26 protein-coding genes and 1 other annotated feature are annotated in these 26,834 nt (G+C 49.0%); of the genes, 25 read left to right on the top strand and 1 reads right to left on the bottom strand.

Annotated elements, in window-relative coordinates; translation table 11 throughout:
- Positions 1 to 89 precede the first annotated feature (89 nt).
- Complete coding sequence (gene pssA / locus AC0YOB_RS37110; RefSeq protein ID WP_475797030.1) at positions 90 to 848, top strand: CDP-diacylglycerol--serine O-phosphatidyltransferase; 759 nt, start codon at positions 90 to 92, stop codon at positions 846 to 848.
- A gap of 99 nt (positions 849 to 947) precedes the next feature.
- Here the strand turns inward: pssA and AC0YOB_RS37105 are convergent, their stop codons facing one another.
- Positions 948 to 1,343: a nucleoside triphosphate pyrophosphohydrolase family protein gene (locus AC0YOB_RS37105; protein WP_210046695.1), complete on the bottom strand. Its 396-nt coding sequence runs from the start codon at positions 1,341 to 1,343 to the stop codon at positions 948 to 950.
- A 185-nt stretch (positions 1,344 to 1,528) separates the two neighbouring features.
- Here AC0YOB_RS37105 and AC0YOB_RS37100 point away from each other — a divergent pair, with 185 nt between their 5' ends.
- The 24 genes from AC0YOB_RS37100 (at position 1,529) to fusA (ending at position 26,826) form a co-directional block, all read left to right on the top strand.
- Positions 1,529 to 2,620: a PIN/TRAM domain-containing protein gene (locus tag AC0YOB_RS37100; protein ID WP_475790675.1), complete on the top strand. Its 1,092-nt coding sequence runs from the start codon at positions 1,529 to 1,531 to the stop codon at positions 2,618 to 2,620.
- A gap of 82 nt (positions 2,621 to 2,702) precedes the next feature.
- Complete coding sequence (ispD, locus tag AC0YOB_RS37095) at positions 2,703 to 3,428, top strand: 2-C-methyl-D-erythritol 4-phosphate cytidylyltransferase (RefSeq protein ID WP_475797026.1); 726 nt, start codon at positions 2,703 to 2,705, stop codon at positions 3,426 to 3,428.
- A 15-nt stretch (positions 3,429 to 3,443) separates the two neighbouring features.
- The gene (gene ispF / locus AC0YOB_RS37090) at positions 3,444 to 3,929 is read left to right on the top strand and encodes a 2-C-methyl-D-erythritol 2,4-cyclodiphosphate synthase (protein ID WP_475797025.1); all 486 of its coding nucleotides are present in this window, start codon (positions 3,444 to 3,446) and stop codon (positions 3,927 to 3,929) included.
- A 41-nt stretch (positions 3,930 to 3,970) separates the two neighbouring features.
- Positions 3,971 to 5,428, top strand: coding sequence for a glutamate--tRNA ligase (gene gltX / locus AC0YOB_RS37085; RefSeq protein ID WP_475797024.1), 1,458 nt, complete (start codon positions 3,971 to 3,973; stop codon positions 5,426 to 5,428).
- 544 nt (positions 5,429 to 5,972) lie between these two features.
- Positions 5,973 to 6,641 (top strand): serine O-acetyltransferase, encoded by a 669-nt coding sequence (cysE, locus tag AC0YOB_RS37080; protein ID WP_475790671.1) that lies wholly within the window; start codon positions 5,973 to 5,975, stop codon positions 6,639 to 6,641.
- Entirely contained in the window at positions 6,638 to 8,044 is a 1,407-nt protein-coding gene (gene cysS / locus AC0YOB_RS37075; protein ID WP_475797023.1) for a cysteine--tRNA ligase, read from the top strand. Before cysE ends, cysS begins: the two co-directional genes overlap by 4 nt.
- Positions 8,044 to 8,493: a Mini-ribonuclease 3 gene (locus AC0YOB_RS37070; protein WP_475797029.1), complete on the top strand. Its 450-nt coding sequence runs from the start codon at positions 8,044 to 8,046 to the stop codon at positions 8,491 to 8,493. Before cysS ends, AC0YOB_RS37070 begins: the two co-directional genes overlap by 1 nt.
- Positions 8,490 to 9,260, top strand: coding sequence for a 23S rRNA (guanosine(2251)-2'-O)-methyltransferase RlmB (gene rlmB / locus AC0YOB_RS37065; protein ID WP_475797022.1), 771 nt, complete (start codon positions 8,490 to 8,492; stop codon positions 9,258 to 9,260). Before AC0YOB_RS37070 ends, rlmB begins: the two co-directional genes overlap by 4 nt.
- Before the next feature lie 3 nt (positions 9,261 to 9,263).
- Complete coding sequence (locus AC0YOB_RS37060) at positions 9,264 to 9,785, top strand: NYN domain-containing protein (protein ID WP_475797021.1); 522 nt, start codon at positions 9,264 to 9,266, stop codon at positions 9,783 to 9,785.
- Between the two features lie 303 nt (positions 9,786 to 10,088).
- Positions 10,089 to 10,739, top strand: coding sequence for an RNA polymerase sporulation sigma factor SigH (sigH, locus tag AC0YOB_RS37055; RefSeq protein WP_210046685.1), 651 nt, complete (start codon positions 10,089 to 10,091; stop codon positions 10,737 to 10,739).
- Positions 10,740 to 11,212: 473 nt separating this feature from the next.
- Positions 11,213 to 11,362 (top strand): 50S ribosomal protein L33, encoded by a 150-nt coding sequence (gene rpmG, locus AC0YOB_RS37050; RefSeq protein WP_183604319.1) that lies wholly within the window; start codon positions 11,213 to 11,215, stop codon positions 11,360 to 11,362.
- A 20-nt stretch (positions 11,363 to 11,382) separates the two neighbouring features.
- Positions 11,383 to 11,592 carry a preprotein translocase subunit SecE gene (gene secE / locus AC0YOB_RS37045; RefSeq protein WP_210046684.1) on the top strand — a complete coding sequence of 70 codons (210 nt, stop codon included), beginning with the start codon at positions 11,383 to 11,385 and terminating at the stop codon, positions 11,590 to 11,592.
- 29 nt (positions 11,593 to 11,621) lie between these two features.
- Positions 11,622 to 12,155, top strand: a complete 534-nt coding sequence (gene nusG, locus AC0YOB_RS37040) for a transcription termination/antitermination protein NusG (protein ID WP_210046705.1) — start codon at positions 11,622 to 11,624, stop codon at positions 12,153 to 12,155.
- A 95-nt stretch (positions 12,156 to 12,250) separates the two neighbouring features.
- Entirely contained in the window at positions 12,251 to 12,676 is a 426-nt protein-coding gene (rplK, locus tag AC0YOB_RS37035) for a 50S ribosomal protein L11 (protein WP_210046683.1), read from the top strand.
- Between the two features lie 109 nt (positions 12,677 to 12,785).
- Entirely contained in the window at positions 12,786 to 13,478 is a 693-nt protein-coding gene (gene rplA / locus AC0YOB_RS37030; protein WP_475797020.1) for a 50S ribosomal protein L1, read from the top strand.
- A gap of 14 nt (positions 13,479 to 13,492) precedes the next feature.
- Positions 13,493 to 13,654 (top strand) — a sequence feature (ribosomal protein L10 leader region).
- A gap of 59 nt (positions 13,655 to 13,713) precedes the next feature.
- Positions 13,714 to 14,211: a 50S ribosomal protein L10 gene (rplJ, locus tag AC0YOB_RS37025; RefSeq protein WP_210046681.1), complete on the top strand. Its 498-nt coding sequence runs from the start codon at positions 13,714 to 13,716 to the stop codon at positions 14,209 to 14,211.
- Between the two features lie 73 nt (positions 14,212 to 14,284).
- On the top strand, positions 14,285 to 14,647 hold the full coding sequence (gene rplL / locus AC0YOB_RS37020) for a 50S ribosomal protein L7/L12 (protein ID WP_475797019.1): 363 nt from the start codon (positions 14,285 to 14,287) through the stop codon (positions 14,645 to 14,647).
- A 101-nt stretch (positions 14,648 to 14,748) separates the two neighbouring features.
- Entirely contained in the window at positions 14,749 to 15,351 is a 603-nt protein-coding gene (locus tag AC0YOB_RS37015) for a class I SAM-dependent methyltransferase (protein WP_475797018.1), read from the top strand.
- Between the two features lie 422 nt (positions 15,352 to 15,773).
- Positions 15,774 to 19,337 carry a DNA-directed RNA polymerase subunit beta gene (gene rpoB, locus AC0YOB_RS37010; RefSeq protein WP_475772678.1) on the top strand — a complete coding sequence of 1,188 codons (3,564 nt, stop codon included), beginning with the start codon at positions 15,774 to 15,776 and terminating at the stop codon, positions 19,335 to 19,337.
- Positions 19,338 to 19,488: 151 nt separating this feature from the next.
- Positions 19,489 to 23,115, top strand: a complete 3,627-nt coding sequence (rpoC, locus tag AC0YOB_RS37005; protein ID WP_475790666.1) for a DNA-directed RNA polymerase subunit beta' — start codon at positions 19,489 to 19,491, stop codon at positions 23,113 to 23,115.
- A 292-nt stretch (positions 23,116 to 23,407) separates the two neighbouring features.
- Positions 23,408 to 23,638: a ribosomal L7Ae/L30e/S12e/Gadd45 family protein gene (locus AC0YOB_RS37000; protein ID WP_475797017.1), complete on the top strand. Its 231-nt coding sequence runs from the start codon at positions 23,408 to 23,410 to the stop codon at positions 23,636 to 23,638.
- Positions 23,639 to 23,773: 135 nt separating this feature from the next.
- A complete protein-coding gene (rpsL, locus tag AC0YOB_RS36995; RefSeq protein ID WP_210046676.1) occupies positions 23,774 to 24,193 on the top strand; it encodes a 30S ribosomal protein S12 in 420 nt (139 codons plus the stop codon).
- A gap of 54 nt (positions 24,194 to 24,247) precedes the next feature.
- Positions 24,248 to 24,718 (top strand): 30S ribosomal protein S7, encoded by a 471-nt coding sequence (gene rpsG / locus AC0YOB_RS36990; RefSeq protein WP_189000494.1) that lies wholly within the window; start codon positions 24,248 to 24,250, stop codon positions 24,716 to 24,718.
- 29 nt (positions 24,719 to 24,747) lie between these two features.
- Positions 24,748 to 26,826, top strand: a complete 2,079-nt coding sequence (gene fusA / locus AC0YOB_RS36985; RefSeq protein WP_475797016.1) for an elongation factor G — start codon at positions 24,748 to 24,750, stop codon at positions 26,824 to 26,826.
- Positions 26,827 to 26,834: the final 8 nt, after the last annotated feature.

The raw sequence follows: 26,834 nt of genomic DNA, 5'->3' as shown, positions 1-26,834 counted from the left end.
CATACAATGTTAGAATGTGGATAACCATGTAAATCGCTAATAACTGTAAAAAATGGTTTTGGGGCATAGTAAAGATGAGGTGGAACAAAATGATCACGAAGTCGATACCGAGTCTTTTTACGGTGGCGAATTTATTTTTGGGTATCGTCGCCATTATTCTCGTTTTTCCAGAAAATTCAAAACCGGAAATCGCTGCGATGATGGTTATCATTGCGATGCTGATGGATGGCGTGGATGGCCGGGTGGCCCGCGCCCTGAATGCACAAAGTGAATTCGGCAAGGAGCTGGATTCCCTTTCGGATGTGATCTCGTTCGGCGTTGCTCCGGCTTTTATTATGTATAGTGTAGCCTTCCAGGAGCTGAGCTCGGCGGCCGCGTGGATTATTACCGCGCTGTTTCCCATATGCGGTGCTCTGCGGTTGGCCAGATTTAATGTCATATCCAGCATGCCCGGATATTTTATCGGATTGCCCATTCCGGCGGCAGGAGGCGTGCTTGCAACACTCGCGCTGTTTCACAAGGATATATCGGTTGCAGTATTGATGGGAAGCACGCTGGTGCTTTCCTTTCTCATGGTGAGTACGATTAAATACCCCAGCTTCAAAAAAATGGGCATTCCCAAAAGTGCGATTTGGGTCGTCCCTATCATCATTGTCGTCACGGTTGTTCTGGGCATCCTGTTTCATAACCAGTTGTCCAAGATCCTCTTTATACCTTTGGTTCTTTACGCGCTGTATGGCCTAAAAAAAAACGTTGACCGGCGTCTCCCTTTTTCAGGGCGAAATCGCAAGCGCCGGAAACAAGCCGAATTGCTTGAAGAGATCATACCTACTGAGCATGGTGCTTAGAGCTGCCTGTAAAAACAAACCGCCTGCTCATCCCGCAAAGGATGAGTCAGGCGGTTTGTTTTTATATGATCCTGTTCGCTGCTCTGCGATGCGATTACTTTAGGTCAGGTTGAAGAGTCCTAATGTCGAGCACTTGTCAGATTCCTGGGCAACTACATCGTCAAGCTGAATGTCGAGGAGATTGCACATGGCTGACATATAGAACAGGTTCCGGCCAAGTTCGCCTTTAATGGCATCTCTGCAATGCTCGCACAATTCACCGCTGACGTGGTAATGAAGAGTGTTTTTGGCTTGTTCCAAATTGATTTCATCTGTGTATTCTTGCCTTTTAGCATTTAACTCGATACAACCGCATTCCGTCACCGATTTAGCAACAGCTCGATTAACGGAGGCACCGGATTGGCCGTATTTCGATAAAACATCAAGCAAACTGCGATGACGCAAAAGCAGTTCAGACACTTGTTGCTGAAATTGATCCAATGTTGGGGCGCTCATCGATTCCACCTCGTTTCGGGATTGGCAGTGCTCCTCTTATTATAAGCTTCGACCGCCAGTAATTCAAAACCGATTTGCGTAATTTGTCTGCTTTATCGACCAAGGTTAATAATTTCTAATACTTTCATCCTTCCCTACGATTAACCTCCGAGAAATTGGAACATAATTGTAAAGGAGGTGGAATTATGATGAAACGAATGATTCAATTGTTTGGTTTATGTTTTGGCGGGGTCCTGGGCGCTCAGATGCACAGCTGGATGAATATAGGGACACTGTGGACGGAGTCTTCCTACGGGATGATGCAGCGGTCCGGCAGCTATTATATGAATGTCGGTATTGGAGCTTTGTGCGGCTTGGTGCTGGCCTCGATGCTTGCAGTACCGCTGATCCGGTGGATTCAGCAGGGAGCTGACCGTATATCCTCGATGCCCACCGGGGATCTGTTTTCCGGGGTATTGGGGCTTATGATCGGTCTGGGACTGTCGGCGCTGCTATATCCTGCAGTGGCCGGATTGACGGGCGCCGGGCAATTCATTCCCATAGCAGCCATGCTGGTGCTCGGTTACGCGGGTATGCGGATCGGGCTCAGCAAACGGGAGGAACTGACCGAACGGATGAGTTTGATTATGGAACGCGGCAAAAGTAACAATGGCGAAGATGACAGCAGCTATGAAGAGCATAAAATTTTGGATACAAGTGTCATTATCGACGGCCGAATCGCCGATATTTGCAAAACCGGATTTATTGAAGGGACACTCGTAATTCCAGAGTTTGTGCTTGAAGAGCTGCAGCATATTGCCGATTCCTCGGATCTGCTCAAACGAAACCGCGGTCGACGCGGACTCGACATTCTGAATAAAATTCAGAAGGAACTGGATGTGAGAGTCCTTATTTATGAAGGGGACATGGAAGAGGGAGAAGTGGACAGCAAATTGGTCAAGCTCGCCAAGGTGCTTCATGGCAAGGTGGTCACGAATGATTTTAACCTGAACAAGGTATGCGAGCTTCAAGGTGTTTCTGTACTTAATATTAATGATTTGGCCAACGCGGTGAAGCCGGTCGTTCTTCCCGGCGAAGAAATTGTGGTTCAGGTGATCAAGGATGGCAAGGAGCATGGTCAGGGAGTCGCCTATTTGGACGATGGAACCATGATCGTGGTAGAGGGCGGCCGGGAATACATCGGAACAACGATGGAGGTGCTCGTGACGAGCGTTCTTCAAACCTCGGCGGGCCGGATGATTTTTGCCAAGCCAAAGCTGTTGGAAAAAGCGCAGTAACACGTTATGATAGTAAACGGATGATGTCCCCATCAAGCGGGAGCATCGAGGTTTACAGTTTATAGCGAGGCGGTTGAAGGGCATGCAGGCAGGACAGGCAAATTGGGGCGTCGTCGTCGTGGCGGCTGGACGCGGAACACGGATGGGAACGAAGGAGAGCAAGCAGTATTTGCTCTTGCAGGACAAGCCTATCATTGTCCATACGCTGGAACGATTTGAGATGTTGGATGAGGTCAGCGAGGTTGTCCTGGTTGTAGGCCCTGATGATACGGCCCGCGTCGAATCGATTGTACGGGATAACTTGCTGGTTAAGGTCAAGGCCGTGCTGGCTGGCGGCAGTGAGCGTCAGCACTCGGTTCGGACCGGACTGCAGTCGCTGAGCAAGGAATTGGAATGGGTCATGGTGCATGATGGTGTGCGTCCATTGGTAACTGCCGAAGCCGTACGCTCTTGTATGGCTCAAGCTGTAAAAACCGGGGCCGCTGTGCTTGCTGTGCCCGTTAAAGATACAATCAAGCAGGTTGGTGAAGCCGGTGTGATCGTGGCGACACCAGACCGCCGGAGCTTGTGGGCGATACAAACGCCGCAGGCTTTTCGGCGTTCCCTGCTTCTGGAAGCGCATGAGAGGGCGGCGGCGGACGGCTTTGTCGGAACGGATGATGCCATGGTCGTAGAACGTCTTGGTGTACCCGTTGCAGTTGCAGAAGGCGATTACACCAATATAAAAATTACGACACCTGACGATTTGCCATGGGCGGAATTTCTGCTTGCGGCCCATTTGAACAAAGACAATCAGGGAAATGAATAGAGGGGGAAAGCGGGAATGATTCGAGTTGGACAAGGCTTTGATGTGCATCAACTGGTGGAAGGGCGGCCATGTATTATCGGCGGAGTGACGATTCCCTATGAGAAGGGACTGCTCGGCCATTCCGATGCCGACGTGCTGCTGCATGCAATCAGCGATGCAGTACTGGGCGCCCTTGGACTCGGTGATATCGGCAAGCATTTCCCCGATACTGATCCAGCCTTTAAGGACGCGGACAGCCTGAAGCTTCTGGAGCATATCTGGCAGCTCGTGAAAGAGCGCGGCTATAAATTGGGCAATATTGATTCGACTATTATTGCGCAGCGTCCCAAGATGGCGTCTTTTATTCCTCAGATGGTAGAAGTCATTGCACGTGCCCTGGAGGCGGATGAGCTGTCTCAGGTAAATGTGAAGGCAACCACAACGGAGCAGCTTGGTTTTACCGGACGAGGCGAAGGGATTGCTGCCCAATCAGTTGTCTGCCTTGTCAAGATTATGCTATGATCTGTTGAAAACGGAACATCATGGAAGGAGTATTGGATACCATGTCAGAGAATATTCGGGTGCGGTATGCGCCATCACCTACAGGGCATCTGCATATCGGCAACGCGAGAACGGCCTTATTCAACTATTTGTTCGCACGCAGTCTGGGCGGGAAGTTTATTATACGTATCGAAGATACTGACCTGAAACGGAATATCGAGGGCGGCGAGGAAAGTCAGCTTACCTATCTCAAGTGGCTGGGCATCGACTGGGACGAGAGCGTGGATGTCGGTGGTGGATACGGGCCTTACCGCCAGACGGAGAGACTCGACATTTACCGGGAATATTGGCAGGATTTGATTGCCAAAGGCCTGGCCTACAAGTGCTACTGCACGGAGGAAGAGCTGGAAGCGGAGCGGGAAGAGCAAACAGCGCGCGGAGAAATGCCGCGTTATTCCGGCAAGCATCGCGATTTAACCGAAGAGCAGCGGCAGTCATTTGAGGCGGAAGGCCGTGTACCCAGTATCCGCTTTCGCGTTCCGGAAGGCCGAACCTTGGCGTTCAGTGACATCGTAAAGGGAGAAATCAGCTTTGAATCCGATGGAATCGGCGATTTCGTTATTGTGAAGAAGGACGGCATTCCCACTTATAATTTCGCGGTTGCCCTTGATGATCATCTGATGGCAATCAGTCATGTGCTCCGCGGAGAAGACCATATCTCAAATACGCCAAGGCAGCTGCTGATTTATGAGGCATTCGGCTGGACGCCGCCAGTATTCGGACATATGACGCTTATTGTGAATGAACAGCGCAAGAAGCTGAGCAAACGCGACGAATCCATTATTCAATTTATTGAGCAATATGATAAGTTGGGCTACCTGCCGGAGGCCATGTTCAACTTTATTACACTGCTCGGCTGGTCTCCGGAGGGCGAGCAGGAGATTTTCACACGCGATGAGCTTATTGAAGCCTTTGATTCCGCCAGACTGAGCAAAAGCCCGGCCTTCTTCGATACAGCCAAACTGAGCTGGATGAACAATGAGTACCTGAAAAAGACGGAGCTGACTCGCGTAGTTGATCTTTGTCTCCCTCATTTACAGAATGCCGGCCGGCTCCCGGAGGTTCTTGATGAGAGCGGGAGGGAATGGGCAAGCGACCTGATTGGGCTGTATCAGGATAAACTGCACTGCGCTGCAGATATCGTTCCGCTGACAAGCTTATTCTTTGAGGATGAAATGAACGATGAAGAGGAAGCGAAGCTTGTGCTTGCCGAGGAGCAGGTCCCCGCGGTGCTGCAGGGCTTCGCCGGGCAGTTAGCGCCAATGGGGACCCTGGATGCTGATGGCATCAAGGCGGCAATCAAAGCGGTACAGCAGGCTACAGGCTTCAAAGGAAAGCAGCTGTTTATGCCTATACGTGCCGCGCTGACCGGACAGACCCATGGACCGGATCTTAATCGTACAATCGCTCTGCTGGGCAAAGTCAAAGTGGAGAAACGTTTGCGCTTCCGGTTAAATTAATTCATCTTTTGCCGATAACCGGGCTCGTCTTGAATGCAAGGGCACTTGTCAGTTAATCGGCAGTCCGCTATACTTGTAGTACCTAATTATCAAGTTGTATCGGTTTAAAGGCTTGGAACAGGATTGTTCATTTCCGAGAGGAATCCAGAGAGAGCGACCTTTCAAATTGGAACAGCTGCACATGAATGCAGGATGTCTGCCATTTTGAATAGGCTGGGAGTCGTTCATTCCTTGAAATGCAGCATTGCGCCTGGGAGCCGCTCTTTCGATCCGCGCATGCGGGAGGAATTTCTTTTGTTGTCCGTAACAGGTGCAGCAGGAGAATTTAGCTTGCAGAGTGCGGGGTAGAACGTGACGATTTGTCCGCGTTATGGACTTTAAGATGGGGGTCTTTATACGGATCTCCAAGCAGAGTGGAACCGCGTCCACACGCCTCTGCAGCCCTCGGGCTGCAGGGGCTTTTCTTTATGCCCAGGGTTGCACGGCCAATTCATGCGATCGGTACAGTTTTGATGGCAATGCCTTTCCGAGAGGAGTCTTGACCATGTTTCGCCATATAAAATCCGATATAGATACGGTGCTTTATAATGATCCGGCAGCACGCAGCAAATTCGAGGTCGTATTCACCTATTCGGGTTTGCATGCCATATGGTCTCATCGTATTGCCCATCGCCTGTATAAGCTGCGCTGGTATACGGTTGCGCGCCTGATCTCTCAAATCTGCCGTTTCTTTACGGGCATTGAAATCCATCCGGGTGCAACGATCGGAGACCGCTTGTTCATTGACCACGGTATGGGCGTCGTAATTGGCGAAACATGCGAGATTGGCGATAATGTCGTCATTTATCAGGGTGTGACTCTTGGGGGAACCGGTAAGGAAAAAGGAAAACGGCATCCGACAATCGGCAATAATGTAGTCATCGCATCGGGGGCCAAAGTGCTTGGATCGTTCAAGGTCGGGGATAATGTAAATATTGGCGCTAATTCGGTTGTACTCCGGGAGGTGCCGTCTAACAGTACTGTTGTCGGAATTCCCGGAAGAATAGTCAGGAAGAACGGCGAGCGGGTGAAGGACCGGCTGGATCATGCCCAGCTGCCTGACCCGGTCATTGAAATGCTTCGGGAGATGCACAAGGAAATTGAGAATTTAAGGTCCGAGCTTGAGCGCGAGAGGCAAAAGCAACCTATTGCTGGAGGAGATCCGAGAATATGACTTTGCAAATTTATAATACGATGCATCGAAACAAGGAAGACTTCATACCCCAGGAGCCTGGGCAGGTGAAAATGTATGTATGCGGTCCGACCGTGTATGATTATATTCATATCGGCAACGCACGGCCTGTGATCTTTTTTGATGTAGTAAGACGGTATTTGGAAGCTGTTGGATATCAGGTGAATTATGTCGTTAATTTTACCGATGTGGATGATAAGCTGATACGCAAGGCCGAACAGCTCGATATGACCGTTGCGGAAGTGGCGGAGAAATTTATCCATGCATTCAACAGCAATATCGAAGGACTGGGCGTGCATAGGGCGACCATTAATCCGCGTGTGACCGATCATATTCCGGAAATATTGGCTTTAATTGAGGGTTTGGTCAACACCGGCTACGCTTATGAAAGTGGCGGTGATGTTTTCTTCCGTACGAGCAAATTCCAGGATTATGGGAAGTTGTCGCATCAAAATATGCAGGAGCTGCAACTGGGTATCCGGATCGAAGTGGACCGCCGCAAGGAGAACGGCCAGGACTTCGTCCTGTGGAAAGCGGCGAAGCCAGGAGAAGTGTATTGGGAAAGCCCTTGGGGAGCAGGGCGCCCGGGATGGCATATTGAATGCTCCGCAATGGCACGCAAATATCTGGGCGATACGCTGGATATTCACGGCGGCGGCCACGATTTGCAATTTCCGCATCATGAGTGCGAAATTGCGCAGTCTGAGTCCTTCACAGGGAAGCCGCTCGCCAGGTATTGGATGCATAATGGATATATTCACATTAATAATGAAAAAATGTCGAAATCCCTCGGCAATGGAATTACGGTCAATGAGCTGTTGAACCGGGTAAAACCGGAAGCAATCCGCTATTTCATGCTGTCGGCCCATTACCGCAGTCCCCTGAACTTTAGCGATGAGACGCTTGCGCAGGCAGAGAACAGCGTGGAGCGGATTGCCAACTGCTACAGCAACCTGCATCACCGTTTGGCTATCGCGGTAAGCGAGAAGGATGAAGAGGCAGCTGCGCTTCAAATCCGAATAGAGGCTATTCAGAACGAGTTTCACGCAAAAATGGATGATGATTTTAATACCCCGGATGCAATAACGGCTGTATTTGAGCTTGTCAGTGAGGCGAATCAATATTTGCAGCGTCCGGTTGCATCAACTGAAGGCTTGCAGCTGCTGATCAAGGCGTTTGAATCCTTTGACCGCGTTCTTGGGCTGTTGTCGGCTTCAGGTGCTGCAGAATTGCTCGATTCGGATATTGATGCGTTAATTGTCGAACGGACGAACGCGAGATCGGCGAAAAATTGGAAGCGTGCGGATGAGATCCGCGATTTGCTGGCGGATCAAGGGATTATTCTGGAGGATACCCCTCAGGGCATTCGCTGGCGGCGCAAATGATGGAGGATCGAAATCAGGGACTTTGGTTCCATCCCCCGGCTAAACAGCCCGATCAAATAAATCCGGTCGTACTGGCCTATTTGGGAGACGCGGTTTTTGAGATGATGGTTCGACAATATTTGATTGCACAGCCGAATCACAAGTCGAATCATCTGCATCGCCTGGCAACCGGCTTCGTTTCTGCAAAAGCGCAGTGCGCGCTTCTTGAGCGGTGGCAGCCGCTGCTCACGGAGCAGGAAGCGGACATCGTCCGCCGCGGCAGGAACGCCAAATCGGGTGCCCCCCCGAAAAATGCCAATCTTGCAGATTACCGTCAGGCGACGGCGTTGGAATGTTTGGTCGGCTATTTGTATTATGAGAAACAGACAGAGCGGCTTCGTGAGCTAATGGCAGTTGCCTTTGACGAACCAGCTGCAGCGATCGGCAAATTCGAGGAGGACAACAGATGACTGAGCAAGAATCGCAACAGGATTCACAAGAAGAATGGATTGCAGGCAAGCATCCGGTCATGGAGGCGCTGCGCTCCGGGCGGGAAATCAATAAAATATGGATTGCCGAGCAATCTCAGAAAAATGCGGCGCCTATCATAGCCGAGGCGAAAAAGGCGGGAATTATCGTTCAGTTTGCCGATAAACGCAAGCTTGATCAAATGGCCGAAGGCACTACCCATCAAGGCGTTGTCGCGCAAGCCGCTGCCTACCGCTATTTTGAGCTGGATGAGCTGCTGGAGAGGGCTCGTTCAAGCGGAGAAATGCCCTTTCTGCTGCTGCTTGATGAAATCGAGGATCCCCACAATTTGGGGTCGATTCTCAGGACGGCGGAGTGTACGGGAGTGCATGGCGTGATTATTCCCAAACGCCGGTCCGCATCGCTTACGGCAACAGTGTCGAAAACCTCCGCGGGTGCTGTGGAATACGTTGCCGTTTCCCGGGTCACCAATATTGCACAAACGATCGATAAGCTGAAAGAAGCGGGAATTTGGGTTGCGGGTGCGGACGTTGGCGCACATCAGGATGTGTATGCCTCGTCCACAAAGTTTGATATGCCGCTCGCGCTTGTCATTGGCAATGAGAGCAAAGGCATCGGCAGGCTGATCCGTGAAAAATGCGATTTTCTGATCAAGCTGCCGATGAACGGGCATCTGAATTCTTTGAATGCTTCGGTGGCTGCTGGTGTGCTGATGTACGAAGTGCTGCGGCAGCGCCGGAGCCTCTAGGCAATGCGACGGCGTGATGATGTACTGCTTGTGGACGGCTACAACATGATTGGAGCATGGCCGGTACTCGCTGCAATGCGCGACACTGATTTGGAGGGCGCACGCGATAAGCTGCTGGAGATGCTCGCTGACTATCAGGGATTCACAGGCATGTCCGTCACGGTCGTATTTGATGCGCATCAAGTTCCGGGCACAGGATCGGCTTTTAACCAGTTCAGGGTCTCTGTAGTCTATACAAAAGAGAAGGAAACGGCCGATTCATGTATTGAACGGCTGGCTTCCGAGCTTGCGCTGCGCAGCCGCAATCTCTATGTGGCGACTTCCGATCTGGTTGAGCAGCATGTCGCTTTTGGCAAAGGCGCTCTCAGGATATCCGCACGGGAGCTGCTGATCGATATCGAGCAGAACCGCAAGGCGATCGAACGCACGATAGAGGACAAGTCCCATCAGCGTAATGAGCTGGATACCAATCTAAGTCTGGAAGTGCGGACAAAGCTTGAACGTTGGCGCCGAGGGCAGAATTAAGTCTGTTTGCCTTTCATTCACGTTCATTAATGTCATAAAACTTGACGCGAATCTCGCTTAAAACGGGACTAACTTCCAATTTTTCTATTTAATTAAAGTTTTATCGGTAGGAAGTTGATTGACGGCCCAAGGTTACATAATGTATACTGATTCTATGTTTCTGAACGGATCTGGTAGAAGTTAGTTATGGCTTGGTATCGTTTCCTGTAGTGGCATAGTGTTACACGTAACCTAATCAACGAAAATGATTGCGTTCGGTTAAATTTTGCGCAATGCACGCCTTTCGAGCCGGAGGGATTGTTCGTGAGCATCGACCTCAAAGAGTGGAAACCGCTGGACTATGACTGCAGAACGGACGAAGATATTGTAGAAGCGGTTCGTGAGGGTGACGGCGAAGCGCTGGAATATTTAATTAATAAGTATAAGAATTTTGTGCGTGCCAAGGCCAGATCCTACTTTCTGATCGGGGCTGACCGCGAGGATATCGTACAAGAGGGCATGATCGGGCTTTACAAGTCAATCCGCGATTTCAAAGGGGACAAGCTTGCATCCTTCAAGGCGTTTGCGGAGCTTTGCATCACGCGTCAGATCATTACAGCGATCAAGACGGCTACCCGCCAGAAGCATATCCCGCTCAATTCCTATGTCTCGCTGGACAAACCTATCTACGATGAAGATTCCGACCGCACACTGCTTGACGTCATCTGCGGAACCCGTGTTTCCGACCCCGAAGAGCTTATTATCAACCAGGAAGAGTTTGTTGGTTTGGAAGACAAGATGTCCGAGATTTTAAGTGATCTGGAACGCAAGGTGCTGATGCTATATTTGGACGGGCGCTCCTATCAGGAGATCGCTGTGGATTTGGATCGGCATGTAAAGTCAATTGATAATGCTTTGCAGCGTGTCAAGCGTAAGCTGGAGCGGTATCTGGAAATCCGTAACATCAGCAACTGATTGATGGGGTAAATGACTTGCGCCGTCTTGTACGGCGAAGCAGACTTTTTCTGATCGACGTGTCTAGAAAGTGCGGTATGTAGGCTTATAAATTCTAAACGATGGACAGAGGAGCCGGCCAGGCTCTTTTTTTAATTTTTACAGACCCTCTGTCAAACTGGCATCCGTTATATGAAAGTATGGCGGGGAAGGTTTGAAACTCTCACATGCCGCGCATAATGGGAGTAACAGAACATCTTCAATTCAGCTGTGGACGCTTGGGCATTGTATGGGTGTTTCAAGGTTTACTCCCGTTCTGGAGATGCGTTTTTCTTGACACGGCATATTGCATATGATAAAGTATTTCAGGTAGCCCTGAAATAGGTCTTTTTTTTGATGGGCTTTGAATCTTGAATCTTGCTTGTTCCACATACAATCGGGGTTTAATGGATTCGAACTTTTTTTATTTATGGTAATTCGGGAGGTGTACAGCAATGCGGGTAATTATTACGTTGGCTTGCACAAACTGCAAACAAAGAAACTACGCTTCCAGCAAGAACAAACGGAATCACCCCGACCGCATCGAGATGAAGAAGTTTTGTAAGTTCTGTAACGAACATACTCCTCATCGCGAGACAAGATAGGTCAATTGGGAGGTGTGGAAGTGACATTTTTTGCTAAGATGAGGCAAAGTTTCGGGTCGACTTTTTCCTTTTTTTCTGACAGCGTCGCGGAACTGAAGAAGGTTCGTTGGCCAAGCCGTAAAGAGTTGACAAGCTATACTCTCGTTGTAGTAATAACGATTATAGTGGTTACCATTTACTTCTGGGTTCTTGACATCGGCATTTCCGCATTGGTCGAACTGATCGTTTAAGAAGGGGCCAAGGGTGGCTAGTTATGGAAATGGAAAAAAGATGGTATGTTGTGCATACCTACTCAGGGTACGAAAACAAGGTAAAAGCGAACTTGGAGAAGCGTGTTGAATCTATGGGCATGGAAGATAAAATCTTCCGCGTTCTGGTTCCTATGGAAGAAGAAGTGGTAAACAAAGACGGTAAGCAAAAGATCGTCATGCGTAAAGTTTATCCCGGCTACGTTCTTGTGGAAATGGTTCAAACCGATGATTCCTGGTATGTGGTTCGTAATACTCCTGGCGTGACCGGGTTTGTCGGATCCACTGGTTCCGGCTCAAAGCCGACTGCACTTCTGCCTGATGAGGTGGAGCAAATCTTGCGCCACATGGGTATTGATGAGCCTAAACCGAAAATCGAATTCGATTTGAAGGAAACGGTTCGGGTGAAGGTTGGACCTTTTGCCGATTTTGTCGGTACGGTGGAAGAAATTCTGCTGGACAAAAGCAAACTCAAGGTGCACGTCAACATGTTTGGACGGGAAACCCCGCTTGAGCTGGACTATACTCAGGTGGAGAAGATCTGATCTTCGTTTTCCTACGTTGTCTTCAGGCAATACAGGTTGCGTGATGATTCCATCACCGCGGCCAAATGGATTATTTGAGCAAGGAGGTGTGCATCATGGCAAAAAAGGTCATCAAGATGGTAAAATTGCAAGTCCCAGCAGGTAAAGCGAACCCGGCTCCGCCGATCGGTCCTGCACTCGGTCAAGCAGGCGTGAACATCATGGCGTTCTGTAAAGAATTCAACGCCCGCACAGCTGACCAAGCCGGTTTGATTATTCCGGTTGAAATCTCCGTATTTGAAGATCGTTCATTCACTTTTATCACCAAGACTCCACCGGCAGCCGTTTTATTGCGCGTTGCAGCAGGAATCGAAAAAGGTTCAGGTGAACCGAACAAGAAGAAAGTAGCTACCGTTAAACGTTCGAAAGTTCGTGAAATTGCGGAGCAAAAAATGCCTGACCTTAACGCGGCTTCAGTTGAAGCGGCAATGCTCATGGTTGAAGGTACGGCGCGCAGTATGGGCGTTGTCATCGAAGACTAATAGAGCCTGCGATGCTTAAGGAACAGCAAAAGATATTCTTTTGTTGTAAGTGGGAGGATCTCCTACAGGGAGGATTTTCCGTTATAACCACATGAGGAGGAAATTTTCAATGGCTAAGCACGGTAAGAAATACCAAGAAGCTGCCAAGCTGATTGACAGCGAAGCAACCTACGAAGCCTCAGAGGCGATTGAACTCGTTAAAAAGGCGGCGACAGCTAAATTCGATGAGTCTGTTGAAGTTGCTGTTCGTTTGGGTGTAGACCCAAGAAAGCAGGACCAAGCGGTTCGTGGCGTAGTTGTTCTTCCCCACGGTACTGGTAAAACCAAACGTGTGCTTGTTTTCGCAAAAGGCGATAAAGCCAAAGAAGCGGAAGCGGCAGGCGCGGATTTTGTTGGCGATGCTGACATGATCACCAAAATCCAACAAGGCTGGTTCGAATTCGACGTTTGCGTCGCTACTCCGGACATGATGGCTGAGGTTGGTAAACTGGGTCGTATTCTCGGTGGTAAAGGTCTTATGCCTAACCCGAAAGCGGGTACCGTAACGTTTGACGTAACGAAGGCTGTTCAAGAGATCAAAGCCGGTAAAATCGAGTATCGTCTTGATAAAGCAGGTCAAATCCATGCTCCGATCGGTAAAGTATCGTTCGACGCAGAGAAGCTGAACGAGAACTTTCGTGCGCTTATCGACGCGCTGAACCGTGCAAAACCGGCAGCTGCAAAAGGTATTTACCTGAAAAATATTGCTGTTTCCTCGACAATGGGTCCTGGCGCACGCGTTAACGCGTCCGTATACCGCTAAGAGGAGCAACATTTAACAATCGCATACGCATACCGTAGACAGTAGGTGCTGCTGAAGCTTAATTTCCTACCGAGGTGTTATGATAAAAGTGTTTGTTCATTTCAATCTTTTTGGCTGAAATGTTGACGGACCATCATGGCCTTCGCTATAGCTGCGGGGGCTTTTCTCATGCATCGAGGAAGAAATCCTTCGCTGGAAGCGGGATGCCCGAGAACATAACGGGAGGTGTACGAAAATGGCAAACGTTAAGACTATCGAAAGAAAACAACAATCGGTTAACGAAATCTCGTCGAAACTTCGCGAGTCTTCCTGCACGGTGGTTGCAGATTACCGCGGATTGAACGTGAAGCAAATTACCGAGCTCCGCAAACAGCTTCGCGAAGCGAACATCGAGTTTCAAGTGCTGAAAAATTCACTTGTGCGTCGTGCTACCGCCGGTGCGGAATTGTCTGAACTGGATGCAGTTCTTACAGGCCCAACCGCTGTTGCATTTAGCAAAGACGATGCAGTTGCTCCTGCTAAGCTGTTGAATGATTTCGCTAAAAAGAATGACGCTTTGAAACTAAAAGGCGGCGTTGTTGAAGGCCAAGTCATGAATGCTGATCAAATCAAAGCGCTGGCGGATCTTCCATCACGCGAAGGTTTGCTCTCCATGCTCCTCAGCGTCCTGCAGGCTCCTATGCGGAACTTCGCCCTTGCGGTTAAAGCAGTGGCAGAGAAGCAAGAAGCGTAAAAAACGGGTCCGGCTCAGCCGGGCACAGATATAGATATTTTAAAAAAAACAAAAAACATTTGGAGGTTCAACCATGAGTAAAGAGCAAATCCTGGAAGCCATTAAAGGCATGAACGTTCTTGAACTGAACGATCTCGTTAAAGCAATTGAAGAAGAATTCGGCGTAACTGCTGCTGCACCAGTAGCAATGGGCGGCGGAGCTGCGGTTGCAGAAGTTGCAGAACAAACTGAATTCGACGTTATCCTTAACGGTGCTGGCGCATCCAAAATCAACGTTATCAAAGTCGTTCGCGAAATTACAGGTCTTGGCCTGAAAGAAGCGAAAGATCTTGTTGACAATGCACCAAAAGCCGTTAAAGAAAAAGTAGCAAAAGAAGAAGCCGAAGCGGTTAAAGCGAAGCTTGAAGAAGCAGGCGCTTCCGTAGAAGTGAAGTAGTAGCAAGCTTGTTTATAGCGGCGAACCCCTTGAGGCTTTGGCTTCAAGGGGTTCGTTTTATTGATTAGCAGTACATACAAGCTTTAGAGTGGAGGGATATGATGTCGGATCACTACTTCACACAAACCCCCGATGTCAAACATGATCGCCAGTTCCATGAAACCGTGCTGCGCGGACAAAAGCTGAAATTTGTGACAGATGCTGGCGTATTTTCAAAAGGCGCTGTCGATTATGGGAGCCGCGTACTCATTGAGGCGCTTGAACTGGCAAGCAATGCGAGGGTGCTGGATGTAGGCTGCGGTTATGGACCGATTGGATTGTCGGCAGCCAGACTCGCGGATCAGGGACATGTAACAATGGTTGATGTGAATGAACGGGCTGTACAATTGGCAGCAGAGAATGCAAAGCTTAACGCTCTGACCAATGTGACCGTTCTGCAGAGTGATCTGTTCGGGGCGGTCTTGGGGCAAACCTTCGATACCATCATAACCAATCCGCCAATCAGAGCCGGCAAAACGGTAGTTCACCGGATATTCGAGGAAGGTGCGCATCTGCTTGAGCCCGGGGGGGCGATGTGGGTGGTAATTCAAAAAAAACAAGGAGCACCTTCGGCTGAATTGAAGCTGGAATCCATTTTCGGCAATGTTGAAGAGGTAACAAAAGACAAGGGCTACCGGGTATTTCGGGCAGTCAAAAAAACATAACCAGGCAAGGAAGAATTTGTTGACTTCATTTGCTTGATGTGATATCATTATAAAATGTCAGTATTAAAATGGGCTCTTTCTCTTTAGTCAACTAAAATGTCAAGCGCTATTTTATGAGAGTAAAAGAGCGGTTTTGACATAAATTGTTCACATTTTGGGCAAAATTACTTGATATGAGACTTTCCGTTTTTATACCCGGAAAGCGCCTGACGGAAACATGCTCTTTTTTCGAACTTTCGATAAGGGCTTTTCTTTATTCATTCGAGAAAGTTTGGGGAATTCCTTCTTTCTTGAAAGAAAGTATCACAAGATCGGCGTCTCAAACAAGACGAACGGTCGGTTTTTGCTGGTTTCCAACAGAATTTGCCTGCTGAGCACAGTGATTTATTGAAGGGTGTACGTTCACTTTCTGTGAAGCAGACATGAGGGGTGAGGTTAAGTTGGCAGGACAACTTGTTCAGTATGGTCGACGCACGCGCAGAAGCTATGCTCGTATTCGCGAGGTGCTTGAAGTTCCGAACCTGATTGAAATCCAACAAAAATCGTACGAGAAATTTTTGGAGAAAGATCTTCTTGAGCTTTTCCAGGATATCTCGCCGATTCAGGATTTTACAGGTAATTTGATGCTTGAATTCATCGATTACTCGCTGGGCGAGCCGAAATATTCGGTCGATGAATCGAAAGAGCGTGACGTAACCTATGCGGCTCCGCTGCGGGTTAAGGTCCGGCTTATCAACAAGGAAACCGGCGAAGTGAAAGAGCAAGAAGTGTTCATGGGCGATTTTCCGCTGATGACCGAGACAGGAACGTTCATAATCAATGGCGCGGAACGTGTCATCGTCAGTCAATTGGTTCGCTCACCTAGCGTCTACTTCAGCACGAAGGTGGACAAAAACGGTAAGAAAAACTACACGGCTACGGTGATCCCGAACCGCGGAGCATGGCTGGAGCTTGAAACCGACGCGAAGGACATCGTTTATGTCCGTATCGATCGGACCCGGAAGATACCGGTTACGGTTCTTCTTCGCTCGCTGGGCTTTGGAACAGACGCGGAAATCCTGGATTTGCTTGGGCATGACGAATATATTCGCAACACGCTTGATAAAGACAACACCGACTCAACCGAGAAGGCGCTTATTGAAATTTACGAACGTCTTCGTCCAGGTGAGCCGCCGACACTCGATAATGCCAAGAGTTTGCTGGTAGCTCGTTTCTTTGACCCAAAACGTTATGACTTGGCAAATGTCGGACGTTACAAAATCAACAAAAAGCTTCATATCAAAAACCGTTTGTTTAATCAACGTTTGGCTGAAACGCTTGTAGATCCAACAACGGGAGAGATTCTCGCGGAAACCGGACAAATGATTGACCGGCGTTTGCTTGACGAATTGATTCCTCATTTGGAGAAGAATGTTGGCTTCAAGACTTACCATGTCGCTAATGGTGTGCTTGATGCAGATAGTATTCCTCTACAAACTATAAGTGTATTCTCGCCTAATGATGACGGAAAAGTTCTTAAAGTAATTGCCAACGGCTTGATTGACAAAGCCGTCAAGCATATTACGCCGGCCGACATCATTTCGTCGATTAACTATTTTATTGATTTGCTTCACGGAGTCGGCAGCACGGATGATATTGACCATCTGGGTAACCGGCGTTTGCGTTCGGTTGGCGAATTGCTGCAGAATCAGTTCCGCATCGGATTGTCCCGTATGGAACGTGTGGTTCGCGAGCGGATGTCCATCCAGGATGCCAATGCCATTACACCGCAGGCGCTCATCAATATACGTCCTGTCATCGCGTCCATTAAAGAGTTCTTTGGGTCTTCCCAACTGTCGCAATTTATGGATCAGACGAACCCGCTTGCTGAGCTTACGCACAAACGCCGTTTGTCTGCTTTGGGACCCGGCGGTTTGACAAGGGAACGCGCGGGCTTTGAGGTCCGTGACGTTCATAACTCTCACTACGGCCGTATGTGTCCGATCGAGACGCCGGAGGGACCGAACATCGGGTTGATCAACTCCTTGTCGAGCTTTGCCAGAATCAACGAATATGGGTTTATTGAAGCTCCATACCGTTGGGTTGATGCGAAGACGGCCATCGTTACCGAACAGATCGCATATCTGACGGCAGATGAGGAAGACAACTATGTTATCGCTCAGGCGAATGCACAGTTGACCGAAGGCGGTAAATTCGCCGAGGACTCCGTTATTGTGCGCTACAACAAACAGGCTGACAATATCCTGACCATGCCAACCGACCGTGTTGACTATATGGATGTTTCGCCGAAGCAGGTTGTTTCCGTTGCAACGGCTTTGATTCCGTTCCTTGAGAACGATGACTCCAACCGTGCGCTTATGGGATCCAACATGCAGAGGCAAGCCGTTCCGCTTCTCATTCCGAAGTCACCGCTTGTCGGAACAGGAATGGAGCATAAATCCGCCAAGGATTCAGGCGTTTGTATTGTCGCTAAGTATGACGGCGTTATTGAGCGCGTGTCCGCTAACGAGATCTGGCTGCGCCGCGTCGAATTGATTGACGGCAAGCCGGTTACAGGCGATCTGATCAAGCAAAAGCTGCATAAATTTATGCGTTCCAACCAAGGTACCTGCATCAACCAGAGACCGCTTTGCCGCAAAGGCGATATTGTGAAAAAAGGCGATATTCTTGCAGACGGACCTTCTACGGAAATGGGTGAACTTGCGCTTGGACGCAACGTGGTCGTCGCGTTCATGACGTGGGAAGGCTACAACTATGAGGATGCCATCCTGCTCAGCGAGAAGCTGGTTAAAGAAGATGTGTATACTTCGATCCACATTGAAGAATATGAATCGGAAGCCCGCGATACCAAGCTTGGACCGGAAGAAATCACCCGCGATATACCAAACGTAGGGGAAGAAGCGCTCCGCAACCTTGACGAGCGTGGAATCATCCGGGTTGGTGCCGAGATCAGTGCAGGAGACATTCTGGTCGGTAAAGTTACCCCTAAAGGTGTAACGGAGCTTACGGCTGAAGAAAGATTGCTGCACGCGATTTTCGGAGAAAAAGCCCGTGAAGTTCGGGATACCAGCCTTCGGGTGCCGCATGGTACAGATGGTATCGTTGTAGATGTAAAAGTGTTTACCCGTGAAAATGGCGACGAACTGCCGCCTGGCGTTAACCAGCTCGTTCGTGCTTACATTGCCCAGAAACGGAAAATTTCCGAAGGCGATAAAATGGCCGGACGCCATGGTAACAAAGGGGTAATCGCACGTATTCTCCCTGAAGAGGATATGCCGTTCCTGCCGGACGGAACACCGGTAGAGGTTGTTCTTAACCCGCTTGGTGTACCTTCGCGGATGAACATCGGTCAAGTTCTTGAGGTTCATCTTGGCATGGCTTGTAAAATTCTCGGTATGCACGCGGCCACTCCGGTATTTGATGGAGCGCGTGAGGATGATGTATTTAACGCCATGGAAGAAGCCGGCATGCAGCGCAATGGTAAAACCGTGCTTTATGATGGACGCACCGGTGAGGAGTTTGAGCGTGAGGTAACAGTTGGCGTCATGTACATGATCAAGCTGGCTCACATGGTTGACGATAAAATCCATGCCCGTTCAACAGGTCCATACTCGCTGGTTACACAGCAGCCGCTGGGTGGTAAAGCTCAATTCGGCGGACAGCGTTTCGGGGAGATGGAGGTATGGGCGCTTGAGGCTTACGGAGCAGCCTATACGCTTCAAGAGATCTTGACCGTCAAATCCGATGATGTCGTCGGCCGTGTTAAGACTTACGAGTCGATTGTCAAGGGTGAGAATGTGCCGGAGCCGGGTGTTCCGGAATCGTTCAAGGTTCTGATCAAAGAGCTGCAAAGTCTCGGGATGGACGTTAAGATCCTCAGCGAGAACGAAGAAGAGATTGAAATGAAAGAAATGGACGACGAGGATGACGGTCAAAGCGACAAGCTCAATCTCAACCTCGAAGGCACGGAAGTTGGCGTGGAGTAACCGTTGATCGGTACGATCGGATAAGATAACAGGCCATAGCGTCCTCACGGCGTTGCAGAGCCGGGCTGCGCGATCAATGCGTCAGTCCGGCTTGAACGGGCAAATTGATTGCGTAACACACAAGTGAATCATGACGAAGGAGGGTTGCTCCTTGTTGGACGTGAACAACTTCGAGTATATGAAAATTGGTTTGGCATCACCGGATAAAATCCGCTCTTGGTCCCGCGGAGAAGTTAAAAAACCGGAAACAATCAACTACAGAACATTGAAGCCTGAGAAAGAAGGGCTGTTCTGCGAGAAAATTTTCGGGCCAACCAAGGACTGGGAATGTCATTGCGGCAAATACAAACGGGTTCGTTATAAAGGCGTCGTTTGCGATCGCTGCGGCGTTGAAGTAACCCGTGCGAAGGTTCGTCGCGAGCGTATGGGACATATCGAGCTTGCAGCGCCTGTATCGCATATCTGGTATTTCAAAGGAATTCCAAGCCGCATGGGTCTTGCCTTGGATATGTCTCCTCGTTCACTCGAGGAAATTATCTATTTCGCATCTTATGTTGTAACGGATCCAGGGGATACGCCGCTTGAGAAAAAGCAGCTACTTTCCGAGAAAGAATACCGCAGCTACCGTGAGAAGTATGGATATGGATTCCACGCTGGCATGGGTGCGGAAGCTGTCAAAAAGCTGCTTCAGGATATCGATGTCGAACGCGAGCTTGAAACGCTGAAGGAAGATCTTCGTTCGGCACAAGGTCAGCGTCGTAACCGGGCCATTAAACGTCTCGAAGTCATTGAAGCCTTCCGCAACTCCGGCAATATGCCGGAATGGATGATTCTTGATGTTCTTCCGGTTATTCCTCCTGAGCTTCGCCCGATGGTCCAGCTGGATGGCGGACGTTTTGCCACCTCTGACCTTAATGATCTGTACCGTCGCGTTATTAACCGCAACAACCGTCTGAAACGTCTCCTTGATTTGGGCGCGCCCGATATTATCGTGCAAAATGAGAAGAGAATGCTTCAAGAAGCGGTTGATGCACTGATTGATAATGGCCGTCGCGGCCGTCCGGTAACCGGTCCCGGTAACCGTCCTTTGAAATCGCTCAGCCATATGCTTAAAGGTAAACAAGGCCGTTTCCGTCAGAACTTGCTCGGTAAACGTGTCGATTACTCCGGCCGTTCGGTTATTGTTGTCGGACCAAGCCTGAAAATGTTCCAATGCGGACTTCCCAAGGAAATGGCGCTTGAGCTGTTTAAGCCGTTTGTTATGAAAGAGCTGGTCAATAAAGGCCTGGCTCATAATATCAAAAGTGCCAAACGCAAAGTCGAGCGTGTCAGCCCTGAGGTGTGGGATGTTCTTGAAGAAGTCATTAAGGAGCATCCGGTTCTCTTGAACCGTGCCCCTACGCTTCACCGTTTGGGTATCCAAGCGTTTGAACCGATTCTCGTTGAAGGCCGCGCCATCAAGCTTCATCCACTCGTATGTACCGCGTACAATGCGGATTTCGATGGTGACCAAATGGCTGTTCACGTTCCGCTCTCTGCTGAAGCGCAAGCTGAAGCACGGCTGCTTATGCTGGCATCGGGTAACATTTTGAATCCGAAAGACGGAAAACCGGTTGTAACACCTTCACAGGATATGGTTCTTGGCAGCTACTATTTGACTATGGATAATAAAGAAGCCAAAGGAAGCGGTTCGGTTTTCGCTTCTGTGAACGAAGCGATCTCCTCTTATCAACGGGGAATTGTTTCCCTTCATGCGCGGATCTTTATACCGGTTAAAGTGCTGAACAAGACGATCTTCACCGAAGCGCAGCAGAAATCACTGATTTCCACTACGGTCGGTAAGATTATCTTTAATGAAATATTCCCGGACACGTTCCCGTATATCAACGAGCCGACGAAAGTCAACCTGCTGCAGGGAACGCCTGATCGATATTTTGTTTATGAAAAAGGCACCGATCTGCATAAATTCATGGAAGAAGTTCCACAGATGGGCGCAGTCGGTAAAGAGTATCTTGGTTTGATTATTGCTGAATGCTTCAGACAGTATCACACCACCAAAACATCGGTAACGCTTGACCGGATCAAAGAACTCGGATTTACGTATTCAACTCGTGCAGGGATTACGGTTGCGGTATCTGATGTAATCGTTCCTGAAGAGAAGAAAGCGATCCTCGCCGATTCGGAAGAGAAAGTCAAGGTTGTATCGAATCAGTATCGCCGTGGTTTGATTACGAACGAAGAGCGGTATGACAGAGTTATTGAAATTTGGAGCAAAACGAAGGATACCATCACGGATGTTCTCATGAAATCAATGGACCGCTACAATTCCATTATGCTCATGGTGGACTCCAAGGCTCGGGGTAATAAATCGCAAATCACCCAATTGGGCGGGATGCGGGGGCTGATGGCGAATCCATCGGGACGTATCATTGAGTTACCGATCAAATCGAATTTCCGTGAAGGACTTACTGTTCTCGAGTACTTTATCTCGACTCACGGAGCGCGTAAAGGTCTTGCCGATACAGCACTTCGTACGGCTGACTCGGGATACTTGACCCGTCGTTTGGTTGACGTCGCACAGGATGTTATCGTTCGTGAGGATGACTGTGGGACGGATAAAGGATTTACCGTCAGCAAAATTCAAGACGGCAAAGAGGTTATCGAGGATCTGTACGACCGTATTGAAGGACGTTACTCCTTCGAAACTGTCCGCAATCCATCTACAGGCGAAGTCATCCTGAATCGCAACGAATTGATTGATTCCAACAAGGCGGAAGAAATTATTGCCGCTGGAGTTGAAAAGCTGCAAATTCGTTCAGTTCTAAGCTGCCGCGCCCGTCATGGTGTATGCAAAATTTGTTACGGACGCAACCTGGCAACAGGTAAGTTTGTTGAGATCGGGGAAGCTGTAGGGATCATCGCAGCTCAATCTATCGGTGAGCCAGGAACGCAGCTGACGATGCGTACCTTCCATACCGGTGGTGTTGCCGGTGATGATATTACACAAGGTTTGCCGCGTATCCAGGAGTTGTTTGAGGCTCGTAACCCTAAAGGTCAAGCGATTATTTCCGAGCTCGACGGTGTTATCAAAGACATCCGCGAGACAAAAGATCGTCGTGAGATTGAAGTGCAGGGTGAAGCGGAATCCAAAGTCTATGCAGTCACGTATGGTTCCCGTATCCGCGTTGCCAAAGGCAAGCATATTGAAGCGGGAGACGAGCTGACAGATGGTTCGATCGATCCTAAAGATATGCTTCGCATCAAAGGTATCCGCGGCGTGCAGAACTACATTCTGCAAGAGGTTCAACGTGTTTATCGGAATCAGGGTGTTGAGATCAACGATAAACATATTGAAGTTATGATCAAGCAGATGCTGCGTAAAATTCGTATTGTCGATGCAGGCGAGACTACTTTGCTCCCTGGTGCATTCGTCGATATTCACGAATACGAAGCAGCTAACCGTGATGCCTTGCTTTCTGGCCGCGAGCCTGCTGTTGCAAAGCCAGTTCTGCTCGGTATTACCAAAGCGTCGCTTGAGACAGATTCCTTCTTGTCCGCCGCTTCCTTCCAGGAGACTACTCGTGTCCTGACTGATGCCGCGATAAAAGGAAAAGTGGATCAGCTGCTTGGCCTGAAAGAGAATGTTATTATCGGTAAGCTGATTCCGGCAGGTACTGGGATGCAGCGCTATCGGGGCATTCGTCTTAAAGGTTACGATGATGATATCGAAACTGCAATCGAAAAAACCGAGGATGAGATCGTACCGGTTGAGTCGTAATATTCAACCGCTGCGGGATACAAACTACACAAAATAGGTTTGAAGTAGGGCTGACGGTGGCATCGCCGATTGGACGGTGCCACCGTCGCTTTTTGCCCTGTTTTATTCCAAAGGATCGATGTCCGAAGCCTTCTGCGAAATATGCTGCTAGTTGCTTGACATAAAGCAGCTTGAAGTGCTAATATGTCGTAGTGTGCCTACTTGCATAACCCCTGTATTTGAACCATACCGTTTTTGTGTTATCTCTTAATTGAGTATCGCAATTGGGTTTGGCTTGGAAGGACGGGATACGATGCAATTTATAATCGGCAGTAAACAGACGACTAAGATGGTGGAGCAAGGCAAAGCCGTTCTTGTCTATGTTGCGCAAGATACAGATCCACGAATGAAGGATGATATTGTACGGCTTTGTACGACGGCAGGCGTGCCTATCTCATGGGTGGACACGATGAAGGGTCTCGGGGAAACCTGCGGCATTGAAGTCGGCGCTGCAATGGCGGCAGTAATACCAGAAATTGAATAAGGAAATAACGTTTTTGCCCGAAAGCTGTGCGGCAAGAACTTTCATTTGTTTCTTTATGAACCGCCTGGATCTGTGGGCTTAGAATAAGCCGAAATATTCTAATCTGTTTTATTATTTTGGGAAGGAGGTGGCAGCATGCCAACAATTAATCAACTAGTCCGCAAGGGCCGCGAAGCGAAAGTCGTTAAATCGAAATCGCCGGCACTTCAAAGAGGATTCAATGCACTGAAACGTGAAGAAACAAACATAAGCGCGCCTCAAAAACGTGGTGTATGTACACGTGTCGGTACGATGACACCAAAAAAACCGAACTCTGCACTTCGTAAATATGCACGTGTGCGTTTGACGAACCGCGTAGAGATCACGGCTTACATCGGTGGTATCGGTCACAACTTGCAGGAGCATAGCGTCGTATTGGTTCGTGGCGGCCGGGTTAAAGATCTACCGGGGGTACGTTATCATATCGTTCGCGGAGCGCTCGATACTGCAGGGGTTAACAACCGGAAGCAAGCTCGTTCCAAATATGGCACGAAGCGCGCGAAAGTAAAAAAATAAGAATTGATTTATGAATGTTATTTCATGAATACTTGAAGAAAGGGGGATCTGCATATGCCACGCAAAGGTCCAGTTACAAAACGTGACGTTTTACCGGATCCGCTATATAACAGCAAGCTGGTAACTCGTTTAATTAACCGTATTATGCTTGATGGTAAACGTGGGGTTGCCGCAACCATTCTGTATGATGCATTCAAGCTTATCAACGAACGCACAGGCTCGGAACCGATGGAAGTTTTCGAAGCGGCCATCAAAAATATCATGCCTGTTCTTGAAGTTAAAGCCCGCCGTGTTGGTGGTTCTAACTATCAAGTACCGATTGAGGTTAAACCAGAGCGTCGTACAGCGCTTGGTCTCCGTTGGCTCGTGAACTACTCACGCAACCGCGGCGAGAAAACGATGGAAGAACGTCTGGCTGCTGAAATCATCGATGCATCGAACAATACAGGTGCATCCGTGAAGAAGCGCGAAGATACACACAAAATGGCTGAAGCGAATAAAGCATTCGCCCACTACCGTTGGTAGGATTCGCATAATCGGAAGGAGACGAAATCATGGCAAGAGAGTTCTCCTTGAAAAATACGCGTAATATTGGGATCATGGCGCATATTGATGCCGGTAAAACAACCACGACAGAGCGGATCCTGTTCTACACAGGCCGTACCCACAAAATCGGTGAAGTGCACGAAGGTGCAGCAACGATGGACTGGATGGAGCAGGAACAGGAGCGCGGAATTACGATTACTTCCGCTGCTACAACTGCACAATGGAATGGTCACCGCATCAATATTATCGACACCCCGGGACACGTTGACTTCACAGTTGAGGTTGAACGTTCCCTTCGTGTATTGGACGGGGCCGTAGGGGTTTTCAGTGCGAAAGAAGGCGTTGAGCCGCAGTCCGAAACGGTATGGCGTCAAGCTGACCGTTACAATGTACCGCGGATTGCCTATGTGAACAAAATGGATATCATCGGCGCAGACTTTTTGAATGTTATCAGAGATATGCGTCTTCGTCTCAACGCAAATGCCGTCGCTATTCAACTGCCAATCGGTGCGGAGAATGACTTTATCGGCGTAATCGACTTGATTGAACGTGTCGCTTACACATATAAAGACGATCTTGGTAAAGATCCGGAGCAAGTTGAAATACCGGCAGCATACAAGGATCAAGTTGAAGAACTTCGTCTGGAACTCGTTGAGAAAATCGCTGAGCTCGATGAAGAGCTCACGATGAAATACCTCGAGGGTGAGGAAATCAGCGTTGCCGAGCTGAAAACGACATTGCGCAAAGGTGTTTGCGATGTGAAGATCTTCCCGGTAATCTGTGGTTCCTCTTACCGCAACAAAGGCGTTCAATTAATGCTTGATGCCGTTGTCGACTATCTGCCAGCTCCTATCGATGTACCTGATATCAAGGGTCACCTTGAAGATGGAACCGAGACAGTTCGCAGATCTGCAGATGACGAGCCTTTTGCAGCATTGGCGTTCAAAATCATGACTGACCCATTCGTAGGTAAACTGACGTTCTTCCGCGTATATTCCGGTGTCCTTAATTCCGGATCCTATGTTGTGAATGCAACGAAAGGCAAACGCGAACGGATCGGCCGCATTCTTCAGATGCATGCTAATGCCCGTCAAGAGATCAGCGAAGTTTACTCCGGTGACATTGCGGCTGCAGTAGGTCTGAAAGATACAACAACTGGCGATACGCTTTGTGATGAGAAAAACCCTGTTATTCTGGAGTCGATGAACTTCCCTGAGCCGGTTATCCAGCTTGCGGTTGAACCAAAGACAAAGGCTGACCAAGATAAAATGGGTATCGCTCTTCAGAAGCTGTCAGAGGAAGATCCTACGTTCCGTGCACATACGGACGAAGAGACCGGCCAAACGATTATCGCTGGTATGGGTGAGCTTCACCTTGAAATTCTTGTAGACCGTATGCTTCGTGAATTCAAAGTCGAAACGAATGTCGGTAAACCGCAGGTTGCTTACCGTGAAACCTTCAAAACGCCTGCAAGGGTAGAAGGTAAATTCGTTCGTCAATCCGGTGGCCGCGGTCAATACGGACATTGCTGGGTTGAATTCTCGCCGCTTGAGCCAGGAACAGGCTTTATCTTTGAAAACAAAACCGTCGGTGGTTCCATTCCGCGGGAATATATTGGTCCTGTTCAAGCCGGTATCGAAGAAACAATGAAGAGCGGTGTCCTTGCAGGCTTCCCGCTTGTTGACATCAAAGCTGTTGTCGTCGACGGTTCTTACCATGACGTTGACTCCTCGGAGATGGCGTTCAAAATTGCCGGATCGATGGCGCTTAAAGCAGCCAAGGACAAATGTAGTCCTGTTTTGCTTGAGCCAATCATGAAGGTTGAAGTAACCGTTCCTGAAGAATACATGGGCGATGTTATGGGTATGCTTAGCTCCCGTCGTGGCCGTATCGAAGGATCGGACGCCCGTCACGGCGCCCTCATCATCCGTGCCAAGGTGCCTCTATCCGAAATGTTTGGATATTCCACAACATTGCGTTCAGGTACACAAGGCCGTGGTGTTTTCTCCATGGAGCTTTCGCACTATGAAGAAGTGCCAAGATCGATTTCGGAAGAGATCATCTCCAAATCCAAAGGCGCATCCTAGTAGGATCG

Source organism: Paenibacillus sp. JT31N17 (assembly GCF_056269255.1).
The sequence above is the reverse complement of the archived record's forward strand: the minus strand, read 5'-3'. Positions and strand labels throughout refer to the sequence as shown.